The 22,382-nt window shown below is 46.6% G+C and carries 17 protein-coding genes and 1 other annotated feature; of the genes, 3 read left to right on the plus strand and 14 right to left on the minus strand.

Translation table 11 applies throughout. The annotated features are described in order from the left end of the window. Positions 1-47 precede the first annotated feature (47 nt). The 6 genes from MHH78_RS19475 to tnpA form a co-directional block, all read right to left on the minus strand. Positions 48-1,274: a macrolide family glycosyltransferase gene (locus MHH78_RS19475; RefSeq protein ID WP_341168478.1), complete on the minus strand. Its 1,227-nt coding sequence runs from the start codon at positions 1,272-1,274 to the stop codon at positions 48-50. 69 nt (positions 1,275-1,343) lie between these two features. Further along, positions 1,344-2,708, minus strand: coding sequence for an MFS transporter (locus MHH78_RS19480; RefSeq protein ID WP_341168479.1), 1,365 nt, complete (start codon positions 2,706-2,708; stop codon positions 1,344-1,346). Positions 2,709-2,855: 147 nt separating this feature from the next. Next, positions 2,856-4,709, minus strand: a complete 1,854-nt coding sequence (locus tag MHH78_RS19485) for an alanine--tRNA ligase (RefSeq protein WP_341168480.1) — start codon at positions 4,707-4,709, stop codon at positions 2,856-2,858. A 69-nt stretch (positions 4,710-4,778) separates the two neighbouring features. Next, positions 4,779-5,022: a binding site (T-box leader), on the minus strand. A gap of 53 nt (positions 5,023-5,075) precedes the next feature. Next, a complete protein-coding gene (locus MHH78_RS19490) occupies positions 5,076-5,657 on the minus strand; it encodes a TetR/AcrR family transcriptional regulator (RefSeq protein ID WP_341168481.1) in 582 nt (193 codons plus the stop codon). 148 nt (positions 5,658-5,805) lie between these two features. Further along, complete coding sequence (gene tnpB, locus MHH78_RS19495; RefSeq protein WP_341168482.1) at positions 5,806-6,879, minus strand: IS200/IS605 family element RNA-guided endonuclease TnpB; 1,074 nt, start codon at positions 6,877-6,879, stop codon at positions 5,806-5,808. Positions 6,880-6,885: 6 nt separating this feature from the next. Then, the gene (tnpA, locus tag MHH78_RS19500; RefSeq protein ID WP_143803733.1) at positions 6,886-7,287 is read right to left on the minus strand and encodes an IS200/IS605 family transposase; all 402 of its coding nucleotides are present in this window, start codon (positions 7,285-7,287) and stop codon (positions 6,886-6,888) included. Between the two features lie 254 nt (positions 7,288-7,541). On the opposite strand from tnpA, the gene lpdA reads away from it, so the two are divergent. Next, the gene (lpdA, locus tag MHH78_RS19505) at positions 7,542-8,918 is read left to right on the plus strand and encodes a dihydrolipoyl dehydrogenase (protein WP_341168483.1); all 1,377 of its coding nucleotides are present in this window, start codon (positions 7,542-7,544) and stop codon (positions 8,916-8,918) included. A gap of 172 nt (positions 8,919-9,090) precedes the next feature. Here the strand turns inward: lpdA and MHH78_RS19510 are convergent, their stop codons facing one another. After that, positions 9,091-10,095: a M23 family metallopeptidase gene (locus tag MHH78_RS19510; protein WP_341168484.1), complete on the minus strand. Its 1,005-nt coding sequence runs from the start codon at positions 10,093-10,095 to the stop codon at positions 9,091-9,093. 209 nt (positions 10,096-10,304) lie between these two features. Here MHH78_RS19510 and MHH78_RS19515 point away from each other — a divergent pair, with 209 nt between their 5' ends. Next, positions 10,305-11,030, plus strand: a complete 726-nt coding sequence (locus tag MHH78_RS19515) for a response regulator transcription factor (protein ID WP_341168485.1) — start codon at positions 10,305-10,307, stop codon at positions 11,028-11,030. After that, positions 11,027-12,796 (plus strand): sensor histidine kinase, encoded by a 1,770-nt coding sequence (locus tag MHH78_RS19520; RefSeq protein WP_341168486.1) that lies wholly within the window; start codon positions 11,027-11,029, stop codon positions 12,794-12,796. Before MHH78_RS19515 ends, MHH78_RS19520 begins: the two co-directional genes overlap by 4 nt. A gap of 73 nt (positions 12,797-12,869) precedes the next feature. Here the strand turns inward: MHH78_RS19520 and MHH78_RS19525 are convergent, their stop codons facing one another. From MHH78_RS19525 to MHH78_RS19555, 7 genes are all read right to left on the minus strand, one after another. After that, positions 12,870-13,295, minus strand: coding sequence for an SRPBCC family protein (locus MHH78_RS19525; protein WP_341170348.1), 426 nt, complete (start codon positions 13,293-13,295; stop codon positions 12,870-12,872). Between the two features lie 37 nt (positions 13,296-13,332). After that, a complete protein-coding gene (locus tag MHH78_RS19530) occupies positions 13,333-14,019 on the minus strand; it encodes a TetR/AcrR family transcriptional regulator (RefSeq protein WP_445668055.1) in 687 nt (228 codons plus the stop codon). A gap of 55 nt (positions 14,020-14,074) precedes the next feature. Then, positions 14,075-15,247: an FAD-dependent oxidoreductase gene (locus MHH78_RS19535; RefSeq protein WP_341168488.1), complete on the minus strand. Its 1,173-nt coding sequence runs from the start codon at positions 15,245-15,247 to the stop codon at positions 14,075-14,077. Between the two features lie 33 nt (positions 15,248-15,280). Further along, positions 15,281-16,702 (minus strand): MDR family MFS transporter, encoded by a 1,422-nt coding sequence (locus tag MHH78_RS19540; RefSeq protein WP_341168489.1) that lies wholly within the window; start codon positions 16,700-16,702, stop codon positions 15,281-15,283. Positions 16,703-17,201: 499 nt separating this feature from the next. Then, a complete protein-coding gene (locus MHH78_RS19545; protein ID WP_341168490.1) occupies positions 17,202-18,665 on the minus strand; it encodes an alpha/beta hydrolase family protein in 1,464 nt (487 codons plus the stop codon). Positions 18,666-18,853: 188 nt separating this feature from the next. Then, positions 18,854-20,062, minus strand: coding sequence for a GDSL-type esterase/lipase family protein (locus tag MHH78_RS19550; protein WP_341168491.1), 1,209 nt, complete (start codon positions 20,060-20,062; stop codon positions 18,854-18,856). A gap of 17 nt (positions 20,063-20,079) precedes the next feature. Then, complete coding sequence (locus MHH78_RS19555; RefSeq protein WP_341168492.1) at positions 20,080-22,296, minus strand: FAD-dependent oxidoreductase; 2,217 nt, start codon at positions 22,294-22,296, stop codon at positions 20,080-20,082. Positions 22,297-22,382 lie beyond the last annotated feature (86 nt).

Below are 22,382 nucleotides of genomic sequence, written 5' to 3' on the forward strand. Positions count from 1 at the left end.
GTTCCGTCATAAAGGAAATCATCCTCACCAAGCGTGTCCAATGCATGTCAAATATTAGTAATCACAGCCATATGACTCATAATCATTTCGGCGGCCCGCTTATAACCGCCGGACTGCCTTAAAGATTCACCGATGAGGCAAGCCTGCTGTTTATATAATGGATTGCTTAGGACTTCTAACAATGCCTCTCTCATATCCGTTGCACTGAGGTTAAGTTTATTTAAAGTGATACCCGCCCCCAACTCCTGTACCCGATTGGCTACAAGAGGCTGATCCGACGTTAATGGAATCATTACCAACGGAACGTTGTAATATAGCGCCTCACTCGTACTATTCATTCCGGCATGTGTAATAAAAACATCCGTATGCTGTAGCATATGGAGCTGTGCAACGTATGGCATGACGATAAAATTAGGAGGAATTTGATCAGCCAGCGGCTCCATATCCGTGTATCTTCCTGAAGATAGAACCACATTCACCGGCATATCCCCAAATGCTTCAAAGCAAAGCCGATAGAAATCCAAGTTTTTATTTAAAATAGTACCCATAGCAATGTACACGGTATGGGGGTAACGTTCACGAAGCAGCTCAAACGGGAAGATCTCAGCATCTTGACGCGGTATGATCGAAGGACCTGTGAAAATAAAACGATTGTCCAGTTTTTCTGCATGTGGCTGAAAATAACGGCTTGTATACACAAGCTTTAACCGGCCTGTATGTGCCGGAATCTCTTCCATGGACGGAAGACTCACTTGATACTCTTGCGCTAACTCCCGTGTTATCTTCATCGTAGCCTCATACAGCTCCTTCGTATTCGTATCCATCTCCTGCTCTTTCATGCCTCCGCCAGTCCCCAACGGATCAACGAAAGCAAAGGAAGCAATCGAACATACCGCGGGAATCCCTAGCTTTTCTGCAAGAATAGTCCCTCCCCAGCCCATCAGTGAATCAAAGATCAAATAATCGAACTTTTGATTGCCAATCACTCGAAACACCTCGGGTATAATCCTCTGAATGATACCGCCTACCATCATATAAATGAACTGATAAGGATGATTGTACTCCAGCGGTTTCAACACGGGATCATGAGAAAAGGCATCTTGCGGAAATGGATAGGTTATGAGCAGGGCTCCGGTTTGTTCAATTCGGGAGCGATACTCCTCCACGCATACATAGACAACTTCCTCTCCACTGTCAATCAACTGGGTAACTAATCCTAACGACGGATTCACATGGCCTTCAGCCGGAGTAATGACCACTAATACACGTGCCATTGTATCTACCTCCCAATGCAATTTATCCTCCGTTCTTCGTGATGTATTTAGCTACACGATGGTCATCCGTTACATGGGAAGGTTCTCTTTCGACTGGCTGATCGGATGATGGTCTTGATGAACGAGTTCGGTGATTCGTAAAGATGCGAAGAAACTTAATAAGACCCATAGTAATTGGAGTGTTAGCACGATCACCACTCCTGTCGATATGCCCCACTGTAAAGTTTCGGACAAGGCGATTAGAGCGCCGCCCACTCCTATACTTACACCCATATAGAAGGAATCCACAAATTGCAGATTCGAAGATATTTCTCCCTCTTTCCCGGGCGCCGCATGTTGTAGAGCAATGGCTGCGGTCGTAGGATTAGCCAATCCAACACCGAAGCCGGTAATCATTTGCGAGAGCAGGATGAGTATGATTCCACCTTCCGAGAGCATAAGGGCCAGAATCACAAGTACAGTCCCAGCGATCATAATCCCGATACCTGACATAACTCTGTGCTTTCGGCCACGACCTTGATCCCGTACATCAAGCTTCGCCTGCAGCCACGCTGCGGCGGACCAGCTCAGAGAACCTGCTGCTACAATGAGGCCGGCAAGATCTGCTGATACCCCCTTTACTTCGGTTAGTGCCAAAATCACAAAACTCTCCGTTGTAAAATAACAAGCTACATACAGCCCCCTGGAAACCAATGTAGCAGGCAATCCTTTTTTTACCGCAAAAGTGCCCTTAGGCAGAAGTATCCGCATGGGTGGGATCATGACGATTAAACCACCCAGAGTCAGTACAATTCCTGTCCAATCGGTTATCATACCGAGTCCTGTGAGTAATAGCCCCGTTCCAATGGCAAGCACGATCGCGTGAAGAGTCTTCGAGTGTGCTTTTTGCGCCGGACCCGTCAGCGCCTGCCGAAGTTGCAGTTCACGGAAAGAGCGGAATGTGAGGCTCAATGCCAAGCCTATCAGGGGTAAAACAATCCAGAAAACAAATCGCCATGACATATAGGAGGCAATTAGGCCTGCCAGGTAAGGTCCTATTAAGGAAGGCAGAACAAATGCCATGGAGAATGCTGCTAAAATCTGAGTACGCAAAGCATCCGAATAATGCAACGTCACACAGGTGTAAATGCATGTGATCAGAGCTCCCGCTCCAAAGCCTTGAAGGGCTCTTCCTGCAATAAGCATGTGCATATCCAAGGAAACAGCCGCAACCACGGTTCCCAGCACAAAAATACTAAACGACACGAGCAAGGAGATGAAAACGCCGCGCTTGTCAACCAGTTGCCCTATAACCAAGGTTCCAATAAGCTGGGATAACAAAAATGCGCTGAAAATCCAACCGTATAAATGAATACCCTGCAAGCTTTGTGCCATTGTCGCAGCAATTGTCGTAATAGCCAGCCCCTCGAAAGCTACGGTGGTTAGAACCAGCATAATACCAATCGTTAACGCTCTGTGCTGCCTATCAAAAATTCCAATCTGATTGTTGTTTGTCTCCTACACCTCCATAATAGATTTTTTATGGAAAATTTAGCCTTATTTATGATCTAAATATATATTAGCCAGTTCACTTTGTAAAGTCTAATGTTTAAAAAGTCCTCCTTTAATCCTTCTGACTCCAGCAGCAGAAGATTGTTCTTTTGTAATACGGAACGTTCCTAAGTTTGTGGTATCTTCTACATGAGGACCTCCACATACTTCCCGGCTCCATACTTTCCCTTCGTGATCTTGGATGGTATACACCTTAACGATTTCCGGATATTTATCCCAAAAGTTTCCTTCCACATTACTTTCTTTGGCTTCAAGTTTAGGCAGCTCTGAAATAGAGGTAACTGCTCTGGATGAAATTGCATCATTCACATACTTCTCCACCTTAGCTATTTGCTCGAGGGTAAGTTTTTCATCATGGTTGAAGTCAAACCGTAATCGTTCAGAAGTAATATTACTTCCTTGTTGGTGAACATGATCACCTAGAACTTCCCTTAACCCCGCAAGTAGCAAATGAGATACCGTGTGCAGCGCGGTTGTTTCTGCGGAATGTTCAGCTAAGCCACCTTTAAATTTACCTGCAGAAGCAGTTCTGCTCATTTCAATATGTTTCTTTGCCGCCTCTGTATAAGACGCCTTGTCCTCCATGCTATATCCACTTTCCATTAGAAACTCTTCCGTCAACTCCAAAGGAAACCCATAGGTTTCGTAAAAATAAAAGGCATCTGCACCCGTAACGTTCCCCTTATTCTTTAGATGTTTTTGGATTTCAACTTCTCCTTGCTGTAACGTTCTATAGAAAAGACTTTCTTCCTTATTTACGATTTCGATTACTTTCTTTTTATTGCGGATCAAATCTTCATAAGCTGTTGCTTCATCGATATAAACTTCAGACAACTGACCCACAAAGCTTCCTTGTATCCCTATTTTTTTACCTGCACGAATTGCCCTTCTTAATAGCCTTCTTGTTATATACCCTGCATCACTATTTGCTGGCTCTGCACCGTCATTAATGAGAAACGTAGCCGCTCTCACATGATCCAGTATGATTCTAAAGGACTTTAGATCGTCAGCATAGGACTTCCCGCTTAGCTCCATCAACTTGTTCTTGGGATTAAGGAAGAAAGCCGTATTATAAATATCCTTGTCCCCGTTAAGGGCTGTAGCCACCCTTTCTAATCCGCCTCCATAATCCAGATTGGGATTTTGCATTTTTACGAATCCTGTCTCTCCTTTTGTGTAACACATAAATACGTTGTTCCCAATTTCCAGGAATCTGTCGCTTTCAGAAGCAGGATGATCCAGTGGATCACCGCTTGGGTCAAGATCATAAAACATTTCACTATCGGGTCCACCCGGTTCACCAACCGGCATATGGAGAGGACTTCCGGCCCGGCTCCACCAGTTTTCTTTTTCATCGTATAAAAATATTTTCCCGCCTCTAGATGCCCCGTATTGCCAGGGATCATCTTCAATGATGGGTTCTATCCCAACGGATTTGAATTTTGCTGACCAGAGCCCAATGGCTTCCGTATCTTTCGGTATGTTCAGTTCATCACTTCCTGCGAAAGCACTGATATACAGCCTGCCCGGATCCATTCCTAATTCCATGATCTGCCAATGCCAAATAGCGTCGATTTGCTTTTGCTTATAGTGTTGTTCATTTGCCTTGAACTCCCACCGGCCTATCATTTCGAAAAATGTCAGATGCGACGTATCTCCTACTTCCTCAATATCCACTGTCCTTAAGCACTTCTGAATATTAGCAATCTCATTGCCGATCGGATGCTTTTCCCCCAATAAATAGGGAACCATCGGCTGCATTCCACTTCCTGTAAACAACGTTGAAGGATCATTTTCCGGTAACAAGCTAGAAGAAGGCACTTGGCTAGCCCCTATTCTTTTCATAAAATCAACATAGGATTGTCTCAACTCATCTGGTGTCATTCTAAACCCTCCATCAAATATTAATTATGCTTAAAACAAAAAAGCCCTAAGCTGACATGTTTCTTGTCAACTTAGGGCGAACGATTATGTCCGTGTTACCACCTAACTTCAGATTGCTCTGCGCTCTATCAGTACGGGATTGCTCCGATACTGTTTCCTGAATAACGGTGGAACTCCGTTGAAGCCTACTAAGATTCCTCTGTTCGGTCCACAGCTCCGAGACTGCTTCACTATTAGATCAATGAAGATTCGCACCAACCATCTTCTCTCTGTGAGATCCTTAATAGTTACTATTTCTCATCATAGCCTTTTCGTTTTAAGTTAAAGCTATGCTAGCACAATCAGCTTGCTTCGTCAAATAAAAAGTTACCTGGAGCCGGCGCTTACCATTTGTTTGATCTGCACACGACCTGCCTGTAATAAAGCATCACTGAACTTCTCATCACTAACTGCCCTTGCCAGTGCCACAGTACCCACCATACTGCTCACCAACGCATAACCATTAGAGGGATCGATCCCAGCCATATTTGTAATAAACGCGATGAAACGTTGCAGCTCTTGTGTGTACGCTTGCCTAATATTTTCCGGTAGCTGGGCAACCTCTCCTGATAAAGCAGGTAAGATACAACCGGCTTCCATCTGATCCCGATGCAGAGGGCTTAAGTAAAAATCAATGACGGCCTCAATCGACGTCTGATCTTCATCTTTATTTTGGTCTGCAATTCTCTGAAGTGTGTCGATGGTGTCACTAATTGCGAAATGACAGGTCTCCATCACAAGCTGATCTTTATTTGCAAAATGGGAGTAAAATCCTCCGTGCGTCAGTCCAGCACCTTTCATAATATGTGGAAGACTAATATTCCGCACGCCGTGGGTGCGAAATGCTTTGGCTGCGCTGGTAATAATATGGCTTCGAACTTTGAGCTTGTGTCCTTTCGGATAAGGCATCCTGCTCTCTCCCTTTTGTATAAGTCTGTATTTATGAATGTTTGTGAACTACCATCCACCTAAGAGGTGGCGGCTTCTTGGTCAATGAAGCTACTGCTCCAAGTTTACCCAAGCTCAAAGGCTAGTCCCTAGCCCAATCATTGCAATATCACATTGCTAGTTTCAGTAGGTTTTGAGCAGCGTTTACATCGCGATCATGATGCACGTTACATTCTGGACAAGTCCACTCTCGCAAGGCGAGATTCTTCACCTCTGCGTTCTTATAACCGCAACAGGAGCAAAGCTGACTGCTTGCATAGTGCTTAGGGGCAATAATAAGTTCTCTGCCATACCATTGAGCCTTATATTCAAGCATCGAACGGAACTTACTCCAAGATACCTCGCTAATCGCTTTTGCAAGTTTGTGATTCTGCATCATATTCTTTACACGTAAGTCTTCCATCACGATGACTTGGTTTTCGTTTATCATTTTGGTAGACGTTTTATGCAAGAAGTCTTTACGCTGATTTGCTATTTTTTCATGTAGCTTGGCAACTTTCAGCCTAGCCTTATGACGGTTATGGCTTCCCTTCTTCTTCCGCGATACATCCTTTTGCAGCTTCGCTAATCGCTTTTCAGACGTACGCAAGTATTTAGGATTGGATATGATTTCGCCATTTGAAGTCATAGCAAAGTCTTTCAGCCCAAGATCAACGCCAATCTTCGTATGCATTTTGGGCAACTGGACGATATCCGTTTCAACCAATACGGAAGCATAATACTTTCCCGTTGGTGTTTTTGAAATCGTGCATGATTTGATCAGCCCCACGAATGGGCGGTGCAGCTTGATTTTGATGCTAGTTTTTAGCTTTGGAATCTTGAGATATCCATCCTCTATAGCCACTGTTCCATTTTGGTTATTCGTTGTGAAGCTATGATTATTCGTCTTCTTGCTCTTGAATTTAGGAAATCCCGTTTTCTTATCCCGAAAAAAATTCTTATAAGCCTTGTCTAAATTCAGTTGTGTATTCGCTAAGGCAAGGCTATCGACTTCTTTCAGCCAGTCGAATTCCTTTTTGTATTGTGCGGGTGTATTCTTGAGTATCGTTTCCGTTTGCTTGTAATGTTCAATTTTATCTGCAAGCATTCTGTTGTAGATGAAGCGAACGCATCCGAACACTTTAGCGAAGTAGTGTTGTTGCCCATGGCTTGGATAGATACGGTATTTGTAGGCTTTCAGCAATGGCGATCACCCTTTCACACCTTGGTTTTCGATGTATTTTTGAATGACGTCTATTGGCGCTCCACCCGTTGTAAGCAAGCAATAGGAGCGTGACCAAAAAGCCTCTTTCCAAAGTGATTTTCGAAGGGTAGGAAACTCCTTCTTGATCAGCCTAGATGATGCACTCTTATAAGCGTTGAGAAATTTAGAAATGTCGGTATTAGGATGAGTTTTCATTAGGATGTGAACGTGATCCCTGTCATGATTCCATTCCTGCAAAGTCACATTGTAAGTAGGCTGAATGTATGCAAATATCTCTTTCAGACGTTCGGATATTGGATCTGTAATTACTTTCCTACGATACTTGATTACTAGAATAAGGTGGAAGTGAAGGGAGAACACTGAATGGTTATTCGAGTCTAATTTCATTAATTTCACTGACCTTTCCAAGATACGACTGAATACATTTATTATAGCATCTTAGGCGGTTATAATCCATGTAGATTAGACCGTTTCCATTCATCCCCCACTTAAAGAAGATGGGAGAATTCTGTCAACTGAGGGTTAAAATATTATAATTATCATATTATTTGATGTCAATTTATTATGAAGTGTTGACTCTTTTAAAATATGATGACTATAATATATTACGATCATCATATTTTAATTTGGAGGTACTCATCATGAACTCATTAGAAGCTGTAGATACCCTGGTCATTGGATCGGGGCCTGGCGGTTATGTAGCCGCATTACGTTCATCACAATTGGGTATGAAAACATTCATTGTGGAGCGCCACCAGATCGGAGGGGTATGTACGCATGTAGGCTGTATTCCTTCCAAAGCGCTGATTGCTGAAGCGGAGCGTATTCATTTGCGTAGACACTGTTATACTGTTGACGAAGCTTCTTCTTTTCAGGAGGCTCAGTTGTTTAAGCAAGCTGTGGTGGATAAGCAGTCTGGAGGAGTTCGGTTTTTACTTAAAACAGCAGGTGTGACAGTTATCGAAGGAGAAGCCAGCTTGATAGATGCGAATACCGTTGAAATTCATCACGCTGAACAGAATGAGCGCCGAATAGGCTTCAAACATCTCATTCTGGCAACCGGTTCCCGTCCGATTGAAATCAGCGCTCTTCCTTTCGGCGGACGGATTCTTTCATCCACTGAGGCATTATCGCTGGCCGGTATTCCTAAGAGCCTTGTTGTAGTTGGCGGCGGTTATATTGGTGTGGAACTGGGTCAGATGTTTGCGAGATTTGGAACCACAGTTACGATGCTTGAGGGCGGTGAACAGATTTTACCCGGATTTGAAGCAGAGCTTGTCGCACCTGTCGTTCGTCAACTGAAGAAGGACGGGATAACCATCTTAACGGAAGCTAAGGTTACAGGAACAGACCAATATACGAGTCACATCAATCTACATTATATGCGTCAGGATCAACACCATGTTGTTCAAGCTGAATATGCGTTAATTACGGTGGGCAGGAAACCGAACACAGATGGAACCTTGGGTCTTGAAAATATAGGTCTGTCCCCTACTCCACAAGGCTTGATCGAGATTGACAAGCAGTGCAGAACATCTATCCCGCATATCTATGCCATTGGAGATATTGTTCAAGGCCCTGCCTTGGCTCATAAAGCTTCATATGAAGCAAAAATTGCAGCAGAAGCGATCGCGGGTAAACCCTCTGTCATCGACTACAAAGCTCTTCCGCTGGTTGTGTTCTCTCACCCGGAGATTGCGAGCGTTGGTCTTAGCGAAACGGCGTGTAAACAACAATCGATTCCTGTTGTCGTTGGAAAATCTATTTTTTCTATTAATGGCCGTGCGCTGGCTCTGAAAGAAACCGAAGGCTTTGTCAAAATCGTTGCTCATGCTGTGTCTGGTCTTGTATTAGGTGCACAGATTGTAGGCGCTGAAGCATCTACTCTTATATCTGAGCTATCCCTTGCGATTGAGATGGGAGCAACGGTAGAAGATATGGCTATGACCATTCATCCGCATCCAACGTTAGGCGAAATCATCATGGAGGCCGCAGAACAAGCCCATCGCAGATTGTAACAAACGAAAATTATTGATGCAGGAGGTTTACTTATGGTTCAGGTTGTACCTCTAATAAGCGGAATGGCTCCCGTCAAATAGGGTACAGCCTCCTCATGTGAGAGCACCGTCACCTCGTTCCCCTTGCCTGAATTACCTAAAGCAAGCCGCAATTCAACACTTTTTACACTCTCTATTCGCGCAGTCCCTGAAAAGTATTCCCCCGTGTCAGCTTCTGACTTTGATCGGCCCAGCGGATCTGAATCGAACGGGAAGTGAATAGATCGGGCCCGTCCGATACTTGAAAATGCAAGTGTGCTTCACTGGAGTTCCCTGAATTACCAAGATGTCCGATGAGATCTCCCTGCTGGACGTTATCTCCTTTTTTGACGGCTACACTGCCTTGCTTGAGATGTGCTGTGATGCTGTGCTCCCCATTTCCATGATCAATGACCACAACATTGCCTGCCGGTTCTTCAGCGTTCATCACGCCCGGCGTGTTGTCCGGGATGTCATTTTTGACTTCAACCACCCTTCCATCTGCTGCTGCATAGAGCGGTTCACCAAAAGCATAATAATTCTCATTGTCCGTTCCCTTGCCTTCATAGCTGGAAGCATCCTGGACGCGGATAATGTCGAGTGCGTAACGCTGGGTTTCATGAGCATAATGATAGTTGGACAACACATCGTTCCCTCCCCAGAACACAAACCATTCGCCCTTCAGCGGAAACTGGAATGCAGTCTTGGTCAGCGCCTTATCCGTTTCTTCATGCGATTCAAGCGGCTGAATAAGCAGCCCCGCAATCTGGTGATTTTCGGCAAAAGAGGCTTGAATCCCCTTGGTCCCCGTCTGATCCTTCCATGAGCTTTCAATCAGATGGTTCATTTTAAACTCCGCAACCTTCTCCCATGAAGCAACGCCTTCCATAAAGCTATCGGCAGTCGTCTTGAATTCGTCCAGCGATATGATTCCCTGTAGCTCCGGACTCATCTGCTTGTAGATATCCTCCTTCGATCCATTCATTAAGGTATCCATGAAATTGTCAGGTGTAATCATTGCGTCCTCCTCGGCTGTCTGTTCTACCAGTAATTGCTCTTGTGGTTCAGATGATTCCGAAGTGCCGCACGCAGACAACATCACACACATGCCAAGCGCTGCGGCAAGCAGCTTCCAGTTTTTCGAATATACTCTAGTCATTTCCCTGTACTCCTTTGTTAGAACAATATCTTTCCAGTCCAGTGTACGACATCAATCTTATCTACCGTCTAACCTACTCTTACGTCTATCATAACTTTGAGACATGCTACATCGCCAAAATTAAGAATCCGTTAAGATTGCCGGCACGCAACACAGTGTTTCAGAATGGTATGATACTTATATAAAAAGCTGGGAGGCTCTATTTTGTCATGGATGAAGTTTCAATCTTGCTTGTTGATGATGAACAGGCGATTCTGCATATGCTCCGAACGGTATTGCTCAAGGAGCAATTCCTGGATATTGATACGGTCACTACCGGTGAAGAGGCGATTGCTGCATGTAAAAAGAAAACCTATCACTGCATCGTGCTGGACGTGATGCTACCAGGCCGAAGCAGGCTGGAAATCTGCCCTTTTCTGCGTCAAATTACAGATGCCCCTATTCTCTTTCTGACAGCGAAAACCACCGATTATGACAAGCTGACCGGCTTTGCGGTTGGCGGAGACGATTATGTTGTTAAACCCTTTAACCCGCTGGAAGTAGTCGCACGGATCAAATCCCTGCTGAGACGATATTTGCCCAGACAGACGGAAGCAGAACAGGTGCCACAGGAAGGCATCTATGATTTTGGACGCTTTCAGGTCATGGAGCCAGCCGGTGAGCTCAGAGTCGAAGGTCAACCTGTGAACTGCCCTGCGCTGGTCTATCAGTTGCTGCTGTTCTTTTGCAAACATCCCAATCGTATCTTCACCAAGTCTGAATTGTATGAGCGGGTCTGGGGATCGGAGGCCATTTCGGATGACAACACCGTCATGGTACATATCCACCGGATTCGTGAGCGTATTGAGGCTGATCCCTCCAACCCTGAATTATTGGTGAACGTTCGCGGGCTAGGGTATAAGCTCATTCAGTCCGACATGGGGCATGGGCGATGAGTGTAAGACGCAGATTGATGACGCGGTTCATTGGCCTGCTTGCGGGTACGGTGATTCTGATCTTGATCATCGGCGGAAGTATAGCTTACTGGGTCATTCAGCAGCTGAATGAGGCCAGCCTTGTTGAAGATTTTGCGTCTGTCGGGCTCGACCAGCTAATCAGCACAGCAGAGATTTTGCCGGATGGTAGTGTTAAGTATGATCCCAAGCTGCTGAAGCGAATCGAGGAAAACAAAGGCTGGCTTCAGATTCTCGATGAGCAAGGTCGTGTGCTGGATGCATTTCATACCCCTTCCGATGTGCCGAATCACTATAAACCTGGAGAACTCATATCTTATTGGCAAGGACAAAAGCCCTTTCCCTACCGGCTATATCTGCTTATCCGCGAAAGAGAAGGAATTAATTTCACCCTATTGTATGGAGAGAACAACCAGGCTGTAACCATGCTGGAGCAAGCATATAACGGGGGCCGTTATGCCAATAACAAGCTTGAACTGGCCTCCGGGCAACAGGAAATCATTCGAGCAGCGGATGCCTATCTTCAGATTTTGGATGAACTGGGACGGGAGGTTACTTCTTTCAATAAGCCTGTAACAGGTATCCCGGACAGCTACAGCATCCAGGATCTGATTCTGCGTACACGATACCCCATCCGGTATGGAGTTAGTACAGTGACCAGCTATGATGAGCAGAATCATTCTACCTGGATGCTGAGTATTCCTCTTGGGAGCAATCCGGCGGGGAGCAACGAGAATCCCTTCGGGTTTATTTTTGGTCCTGCCCTGGCTGCACTTCTGGTATCTATTATCGGCTTGCTGATCCTGCTTGCTGTCTGGTATGCCAACCTGTTCGGTTATCCTATGCTCCATATGCTCCAATGGCTGCAGCGGCTTGAACGCGGACAATATGAGGAGCCGGCCGGCCCCCGCGGCAGGCCGCTTAGCCAGAAGAAGAACGGGAAATGGCGGCGGAAATATCGGGTATATACGGAAGTGTTACGTTCCATCCAGACGTTATCCGATACTCTGAAACAGGATAAAGAACTCCGCAGACAGACCGACTCTCTTCGCGAGGAATGGATTGCTGGAATCACCCATGATTTAAAGACACCCCTGTCCTCCATTCAGGGCTATGCACATATGCTGGAAGCAGAGAGGTACGAGTGGGCTTCTAATGAAGTGCGGGAATTCGCGGGCATTATGTTAGACAAGTCGATGTACATGGACAGGCTGGTAAGCGACCTGGCCATGACTTATCGTCTGCGCAGCGGCGGATACCAGCCCCCTGTTGAGCTAACGGATATCAATGCTCTGCTTCAGGATTTGGTACAGCGTGCTGAACGTAACCCGGCTTATGGTGAGGGCCGCATTACTTTCCAGCCTGCCCCGGCTCAGGTACAGGGTTATGTACACATTCCCTCCTTTGAACGGATCGTTGATAATCTGACCGCCAATGCCCTACTCCATAATCCGCCGGACGCGAAGCTGATTGTAAGTGTACAGCCTGGTAAAGAGGCAGGCGATTTCATCGTTCAATTTGCCGATAATGGACGCGGGATGGATCAGGAGACGGTGTGGAAGCTGTTCGAACGATACTACCGTGGCACAGATACAGCGACGCCCGATATCGGATCAGGCCTTGGCATGGCGGTAACCAAAGGGCTGATCGAAGCCATGCAAGGGCGAATTGAGGTTCGATCGAGTCCCGAAGAAGGAACGGTGATACGTTTGATATGGGATGCTCATTCGAGGGCTGGAACGAATTAATCCAGAGTTCATGTACACATTGGGGCATCAAAAGAAAGACGCCGGGCATCTTCCCCGTCGTCTTCTTTGATCATTAGTTGTGCTCCGTATAGGCTTTAAAGTTGTCCATGATCGTTTGCCAGCCTGCTTGCTGGAGCTCGACGGGATTGGCGTTTTCCGCATCGAATGTTTGAATGATCTTCGTCTCATTCCCTTGATCAACGAACGTAATATCCACTCTTCTTCCGTCTTCTATGGTGTAGCTGATCACCTCATGCTGATTCACGACATCGTATACGCCGCCAAAATCAAAGCCCATGCTGCCATCCTTCGCTTCCATCCGTGTCAGAAAGGTACCGCCGGCCTGCAGATTGTTCTCGGCTCTCGGCGCATGCCAGTCCTCGGACGCCTGATTCCACTTCGTGATGTGATCCGGCTCGGTCCAGTAGCGCCATACCTTCCCGATAGGGGCTTGAACCACGGCTTGTACAGTTACTTTCGTCGGTTGATTCGCTTCCATTTCAATAGACACCTCTCTCATGATCTTCGTCGCTTGATTACTTACCATTGTCTCCTAACTGTTTGTGCAATATCCCCTGAAGTATTACTTCAATGGCCCAGAAGAACCTCTCCTTGGAGGCAGTATCTCCCGAGAATAAATCAGTCTTCAGACTGTTCATCAACGGAAACCGTACCGGATCTGCTTCATTATAGTAACTCTGGGCAGTTTCCATCAGTTCGTTTGCTCTCTTTGCCTTCTCCAAGGCAATGGAAGACACGTACAGGAGCAACAGGTCCGTTCCCCAAGCAGCGGACGTTGAGGTGATTCCTCCCTTCTGGAGGACAGTAAGTAAATACTCATTCAGACGAAAAGCATGATTCCCAATAGGAATCGTCTGTAGAGACAGCTCAGCTAATCCGGGTTGCTCGATAAGCAGCTCCGCATAAGCATGCAGTGCTTGAAATAACTGCTCCTTCCAGTTATCTTCCGTCAGCTCCGGCAGGTTCAACTCACCGAGACCAAGGTCAAGCACATAAGAACTCAATTCCTGCAAATTTTTGACGTAAACATACAGGGAGGAAGGTCCGGTGTCCAGTTGTTTGGCAACCTTCCTCATGCTCATACCGGAGGTCCCTTCCTGCTTCAGCAGCTCATAGGCGGTTTTGACAATTAGTTCATGACTGAGGGGTTCTTTGGCTGGCCGGTTGCGGCGGCTCACAATTTCTCGTTTAGGTTTCATCATACTTTTCTTATAACATGCCGGAAGACAATAGTAAATACACCCGCGGAAGATAACCTCATCCCAGCTGATCAGCCTGAACTTGGTAAGATTGTATCAGTTCAGCAAATTTTGGTGCCGCATTCTGTGAGAAGCTCAGGATGAGATTTTCGTTAGAGACATATGCTTTCTCTGAGGCATACTGGAACATTTTCTCCTCATATTCTTCAATGGCCACTGATGTCTGCTTGTTCCTTACTATGGCAAGAGCCAGCTCCAGCGCATCCAGCATTGCAAGATTCACCCCTTCTCCGGCAAAAGGAGACATGACATGTGCTGCATCCCCGATCAACGTGACACCAGAGTTCCGTTCCCAGCGAAAGCCGACAGGCAGCATGTAAATCCGTCTGGGCACAACAGCATCTTCCGCATACCGGATATAATTCTTGAGCGGTTCACTCCAATCGTGAAACAGCTCAAGCAGCTTTGTCTTTATCTCCTGCGGGTTATCGTTCCGGATTTCGTCTAACCAGTCCCGCTCTACCTTGAAGCTCGCATATACTTTGATCCGTCCGTTGCCGTTCAGCTGGCCCAGAATCCCTTTGTGATCATCCAGTGCAAACATCTTGCCACGTGCGTTGAATACGGCCAGATCCGGGTGATCGGCTGCAATAACGTTAAGCTCCAGCATAGTCAGACCTGAATATTCAACATTTGTATCGGTAAGCAGAGGGCGAACGCGGGAAAAGGCGCCATCCGCACCAATGACAAGATCTGCCACAGCGATATGTCCATTCTCAAAATGAAGCTCCGTCTTACCCTCGCCCAGAGCTACAACCTTCTCCAGTTTATACCCATATTGAATGGTAGACGGATCTAATTTGTTTAAAAGCAAGTCACAAAGCACACCACGGTCAATCTCCGGGCGTCTCTGCCCTTCCGAGATCTCTTCATCGGCCACTTCATCCAGGTATATAGTCCCCGTCTTATCCATGAGCCGGAAGTCTTCGCCCTCAAACCGTGCTGCCTGCAGAAAAGCTTCATATAATCCGGCTTCCTTTAAAGCGAGCTGCCCGGATTCTTCATGAATATCTAAGGAACCTCCGCGTTCGTGGCTTAGATCCTCATGCTCACGTTCGTAAATCGTCGAGGAAATACCATGCTGCTGCAGAATCAGGGCAAGCGTTAGACCCCCAGGTCCACCTCCAATAATAGCGATCCGGCGTTGTTCTGTAGAATTATTTGTTGTCATGTGTAGACATCTCCTTCGTTTGAAAGTATTTTCTCAAGAATCGTGCTTCTTGCCTGCAAAAAACAAAGATAAAACCAATGCAATAACTGCAAAGCCCAAAGTAATCCAGAATGTTGAGCCGAAGGCATGACCTAATTGATCGGGTGAATGCTGTGCGGGAAGTCCCCTGATTTGTTTGGCCAGAAAAGCCATCGTGATGGTAACGCCGAAGGAGGACATAATTTGCTGTGCTGAAGTGGTTATGGGCGTAACACGGCTTATTAATTCCTTGGGAGCTGATCTGAGGACATGGGTATTAATCTGCATCATCGTTAATCCTTGCCCAAGCCCTGCAAAAGCAAAGCTGCAAATGATATATAGCGAACTGGTATGGGCATCAATCTGCGTCAGTGCAAGCAAGGACCCGCAGAGCGACAGAATACCCATGATTGCTACCGGGCGAACACCGAAACGGTCAAACAAGCGGCCGCCGGCATTAATCCCGACAGTAGATAACAGGGCTTGCGGTATCACATATAATCCAGCTTCAAGAGGGGGTAGCCCTCTCACTTGCTGTAAATACAGCGGGAACAAAAGGATACTTCCGAACAAAGCGATCTGATTCAGCCAGGCGACAGAAATGCCATGCACAAAGGTAGGCGAACGGAATACTCTTAGCTCCAGCAGCGGATGCTTGTGCCGCAGCTCATTCCATATAAAGACGGCCAGTATAACCAGGCCCCAGGCCAGAGGAGCTAACGTCCATAGATTGGACCACCCCTTCTCTCCTGCTTGATGTACGGCAAACACAATTGAAGTAAAGGCAACCGGAGCCAAAAGCGCGCCGATCACATCCAGCTTGTTATTGGCTTTTGCATCCGATGCAGGTAAGTACCTCCAGGCCATCAGTAAAGCTAAAGCGCCAACCGGTACGTTGATGAAAAAGATCCAGTGCCAGTTGATGTACTCGATCAGCCAGCCCGACAATAAGGGACCCAGAATGGGAGCAAGCAGCATCGGGATCCCGAGGATGCCCATGACCGATCCTCTTTTGTCCGGAGGAGCGACCATGAATACAGTGGCAATTCCGATGGGAGCCACCATGCCTCCGCCCAGACCTTGAATGATGCGGAAAATGATAAGCTGACTAGGAGTGGTCGCCATTGCACACAGAACAGAAGCGAGCACAAATAACACAATGCTGATCATGAACATCCGTTTGGGTGAGAAACGGTCAGAGAACCAGCCGGCTAACGGAATGACTGCCGATAAAGACAAGGTATACGCCGTAATGACCCACTGAATCGTACTAAGATTGGTATCGAAGGCACTTACTAATTTCGGCACGGCTACATTCATGATGGTGCTGTCTAAGATCACCAGGAACATCCCTGAAGCAACAGCGAGAAGTATGGGCAAAATCTGTTTTAAGGAAAAGTCTGCTTGCATACTACGGCTATCCTTTGTCTCTGACATAAACGCTCTCCTCCTTTCCTTACATAAGCGTATGAATTAGTTAACCTGATACATTTATAACACAACGAACACTGTTCGTCAAGAATGGTGTTCGTTATTGGGTATGCGTCTTTCTTAGAATAAAAGGGTGTCCCATAAGCCATGAAATGGCTGGGACACCCTTTGTTTTGGAGCTGGATGGACATTTGCGCTCGGTGAGGACGCTCCGCCCCGCAGTAGTCATTCGGATACTGTAGGCGCTGGAACGATAGTAACTGCAGAATGTTGAACAAAGGCCAGTTTTCACCCAAAACACAACATTCTACTGTATGAAATACAATAGAATCTCATTTTACGGTCAGTAATCCATTTTCTATTGCAGGAAATACAATCACCTACTTGAATGTAAGAGCAGAAATCGGTAACGGGTGCAGGATCAGCCCAATATCTAGCTCGATGTTCATGCTCAGCCTTTAACACCCCTGAGGTTCATTCTTACAGTTTTAAAGTTGATGAGATATTAAAGGTCTTCCGGCTTTATAAATTTCACCTCGGGATAGCTGTCGTTTGGACCCTCAAGCAGTTGTCCCCCTTCTCCTTTCAATGCCTTATTAAAGAAATCGAGAACATATTGATTTACGACGTCTGATCCTCTTTTACCATTAATATCTCCTGTGATTCCAGTCAGTTTAATCAGCTCAGAATAGAATTGAAGGTCCGTGAAATTGAAGTGCTGGGTACCCTCTATATAAATCGCAGGCCCTCCCTGATTGATCACATTTTTAATAATGTGCAGCTCTTCTTCAAGTTGTTTGGTGACTTCGTTATCGGGATTGGTACCTTTCTTGAAATCTGTCAACCAGTCTTTAAAAACTCCGGATCTTATGAACATAAACGGCTTGTTTAGATCATCTCTATTGTCCACTTCGATCAGTGACCCGTCCATATTGACCCCGGCCTTGATTCTAGGATCTACATAAGTAGTATTAAACGCTGTTGCCCCCCCGAAGGAATGCCCCATTACGCCCAGATGATCTAGATCGATTTTTCCTTTAAATTGACTTTCGATTGCACCTGAATTCAGCTTTTCAATTTCGTCGATTACAAACTCCACATCTTTCGTCCATATCTTACCGATTCTTCTGCGATCTTCTACGGTAGTCGTCTTGGTGGTATAGTCCGTTACACGGCCATCCGGAAAAATGGTAGCAAAGGTGCTATACGTATGATCGATAGTGACCACGATATATCCGTGACTGGCGAGATTCTCGGCCTGAGATGCATGGAGAACCCGACTGGTTCCCATACCGTGAGATAGCAGTACCACAGGATAAGGACTTGTAGAAGGCAATATTTCTACATTTTCATAAGAGTTGGTTTTACTATACTTCCAGTAATCGAATACAAAGTCTGGTAGGTTTAATGAATTAGAATAGGTCTGGATATACTTTTTGAACATTTCTTTATCTTTGGGAAAAAGAGCTTCACTCTTCTTGTTACTGCTATTTGCAGTAGGATACCACACTTGAACCATTAGTTCCCTCTTATCGCTTGGATCTGCGGTTAAGACTTCATCTCTGTTCTGATCCGTAAAATGAAAGGTTTGAGTACCCACTTTCTCCGGACCTTCAAGCTTCGGCAAATGAAAGACTGGCAAGTATACAGACAAGCCGGTAGATATACCAAGCAGAATGACGATGATGGAAGATGAACTATATTTCAACAGCTTCCCTGCTTTTATATTCCTTATATTCCCCATCTTGCCTAAATGCCTGAGTATAACGATGAGTATGAGTAACGCCGTCATCATATATACCAAAAGCAACTGCCATCTGTATCCCTCTACAAATAATTGAACTACCAATATAACGCTGCTTCCTATCCCCAAAACCAGTCCTGTTGTCTTTGCCCCTCTTCTGATAAACAATAGATCTGCGAGTAGCGCGAAACAGGATAGAACTAAAAGTATCTCAAATAATCTCATTTGACACCCTCTCTTTCTACTTCTTCTTTTGCTAAGATGTAAGCTTAACCAATGAAAGTGTATTCCCCGTGACGTCAATATGAACTGAATATGAACGGACAAAAGAAATGCATCAAAAGCTAAAAACCCTCAGGACGCTAGGATAGCGTTCCTGAGGGTTCATCCATTGCACAATGTCTAATGAGCCATTATAAGGGAGGCTGCACCAATAACAGCTTCCCAAGCTGGATCACCGTTTGATCGTACCAATCCGGATGCTGCCGGATATGCTCACTGCTCCGTTCATTACCGCTTGCCTCGAACACAGCCGCTTTGTCTGTCTTGCCGGTATCGAGCTCGAAGCGAACCGTATGTTGCCCGTTCGGGAGTTCCGGCAGGAATACATACTGATTCCGGTTATGATCGTTGTAGAATGTGAAGCGATCGACAATAAAGGGTTCTCCGCCATCCACCGTCACCTTCAATCTGCCGGAATCAGGTCCTCCGATATCGAATAATCCGATACGGGTGCCCTCGAACTGCACCGTGACCGCCTCTCCAGGATCGGCTGCCCGCCACAGGCCGGGAAACAACCAGCTGTACTCGCGAGCTAGAGCAGAATCACCCGGTGTCAGATATGACCATCCTGCAGAAAAAGTAGTCAAACTATCCAGTGGCAGCATGGTCGCATACTCCCAAGGATTAGCGGGGACCAGCGGATTCTGAGGCAGGTGATGTACGAACCTTCCCGGCTGATCTTGAAGCTCTCTAATGAGCTCAAAGGACCGGGTGATCGTATCCGTGTAAATCTGGTGTCCTTCGGGAATGGTCGGATGGATCGAATCATGCGTAAAAATAACGGCGCCGGGAATGGATACGTCTTCTCTTGAGGTGAACACGAGTTGTCCCTCCGACACCAGATGACTGACCGCTACGCCCAGATGGATCGAAGGAATCCCATAATAGTCAGCCACTTCCTCTTGCATTAGAGCGCCCCTCTGGTATTCCCCGGACTGGAACAAGGTCACATCCCGCTCCTTCAGCGTATACACGAACAGGATATCGGTAAACCGGCTCCGCTTGCGGATCTGACGGACAATCCCTTCGATCCGCGCCTTGGATTCGGGATCTCCGCCATCGTTACCGACAAATTCAACAAATACCAGATCAGGCCGGTGACGCAGTACATCTGTCTCCACACGGGCACAGCCCAGATCCGATCCTGTCCCGTTAATACCTGCATTCACCGCGCGGATATCCGCCTTAGGATATTGCTCACGAAGCCAATCCGCCGTCATGACCCTGTATCCTTCAGAACGCGTATTACTGCCACCGAAATAGACGATGGTGACCGTATCCCCATTTTCCAGCTTCTGAATGACATTAGGGAGCCCTCTTCGAGGGAATACATCCTTCATCTCGACTTCACCTGACCTCACTTATCGTTTTTAGGAGCAAAGCATTTTACAGCAAACACTTCAAAATAAGGCGAACCATACGTCGCATAGAAATCAAAACGGATTCGTATGACCGCCTTCGCATCCACCTTATGTTTGTTCAAGGTGAGATAATTGCCGCGGGTTATGATTGTCCGCTCGCTTCCGTCTTCCAAGGTTAAGGTCAACTCATAATCTTGGATCAGAGACTCAATCGGATCGTCGAAATGCTCCAAATTCAGCTGCGGGTTGAAAACAAGCTGGATTTCATCCACATTTTTGGGGCTGGCCAAACCAAATTCCAGCCATTCCTGTCCTTGCGTACGCTCAGAAATCCAGCTGTTCGGCAGACCATAAGGTCTGGAGAAGCCGTTGACGACATTCCCCGGATTATACATATCCTGGGCTGGCAACAGCTCCTTGAAACAAATGCTCTTATTGAATTTCTTCAGTCCGGACGGCTCTTCCGGTCTATAATAGAAGCTGACCGCTCCGGTCATTTTCTCTTCATTGCCGTATACGGCGAGGCCCGCCGTACCTTCCAGTACGATGTAGATTTTGTCGTCAGCCGGTTTCTGGCAGCCGAGGTCCAGCGTAATCCAGTCGTCATGACCGGTTGCAACAGCCAAGTTGTACTCTTTCAACCCGCTGACGGGAATATAATTTTCCTTCCGTTCCCCGCCGAATAGCTTCACCTGCAGGGTCTCCGGATGCCCGGACCTGTTTTTAATTTTGATCCGTACGCTTTCAGCTAAGGATGTCTGAATCGGCAGGACCAGACATAACCCTGTCTCCAGGGAAAGCTCTTCGGCTGGATGAAGATTGTCGTAGCTGCGCTGAGATGAAGCACGAATCGTTAATCCGTCAGCGAAATACGGGTCCAATTCCTCCTGAAGCCCTACAATCGTCTGTCCGTCCCGGAGCAGCAGCGCCTGCAGCTCGCTCATATGATCCTCAGCTATAGCCGCAGGGTCGGCCTCATATTTCAAGCATAACGAAGCAGCCGTTCCCACCGCCTGTCCCATACAACCGCAGGTTGCCATTACTCTGGTCGATCCGAAGGCCACATGGGTAGCACTTATATTGCGGCCGGCGAACATAAGATTAGGAATATTTCGTGAATATAAACTGCGGAAAGGGATATTGTACAATCCGGGCACGAAATTCCAGGCTGTAGCCGGCCCCTCATCGTAGATGCCCTTATTGGCATGTAAATCCATATACCATCCGCCGACGGATACAGCATCCTCGAAATGCGGCTTTGTGGTAAGATCGTTCTGGGACAGCATGTGATCACCAATAAACCGCCTGGACTCCCGCTTTCCCGGAATCGGGCATACATAATCCAGGATGAGATTGGCTACATCATCAAATTCGCCGCTATTTTTGATATAATCCCAAATTCCGTACACCAGTTTCCGCAGCTCCAAGGCGATCTCTTCATTATTCTTGATAATATCCAGATGCCCGCCGTATTCCAGCCACCACAATCCGCCAAGCCCGTTGATTTTCCTTGGAAAAGACCGGTGGTTTAAGCCTTGTCTGATACTATCGAAAAAAGCCAGCTTCGTAATATCATACGCAAAGCCAGGTCTTTGGTAGGGAACGGAATATCCTACGTCACGGGCTTGAAACAGGATCGTATCGCCCATGGTGTAATGGTCTGCCACTTCAGGCGCCAGTTCTTCCCCGTATTCATGCTTCGCCTCTCTCCCCTGCCGGAAGAGAGCCCCTGCCTGATAGCCGACAATGCCATCTCCGGAACAATCGATATAGGTCCGGCTTTCGAAACGGAATTTTCTTTCGGAAGCTAATTGAAGACCCTCCACCCACTTAATTCTGCCGTTCTCCATCCCCGTTTCATGCACACATGTATTCAGGAATAGAGCAATGTTAGCCTCACCATAGACCATGTCGAGCAAGACCGTATCCGAAAGCGAAAGCATAAGCTTCTTGTTGTACAACGGATTATAGTGAAAAATCTTCAGCTTGAGCTCTTCCACCAATCCGCCCTCGCGCGCATAATAGGATGGACTGTTTCCGAGATATGCCGACCCGTTGATATGAACCCTGACCTCGCTGCTCGCATTTCCCCCAAGGACCGGCCGGTCATTAATGAGTGAGACCTGCAGCCCTTGGCGTGCGGCAGCAATGGCTGCGCAGATCCCGGCAATACCTCCGCCTACGACGGTTACATCTGCTTTAATAAGCTCCATTTTGATAACCTCCATGATTAGATCCTTCTCTCATGGTAAGCTTTTTGGGGAGCTTTTTTTTACATGATTTCACGAAAAAATTATAC

The sequence above is a fragment of the Paenibacillus sp. FSL H3-0333 genome (assembly GCF_038002805.1).
In the GTDB taxonomy this organism is placed as follows: Bacteria; Bacillota; Bacilli; order Paenibacillales; family Paenibacillaceae; genus Paenibacillus_AQ; species Paenibacillus_AQ silagei.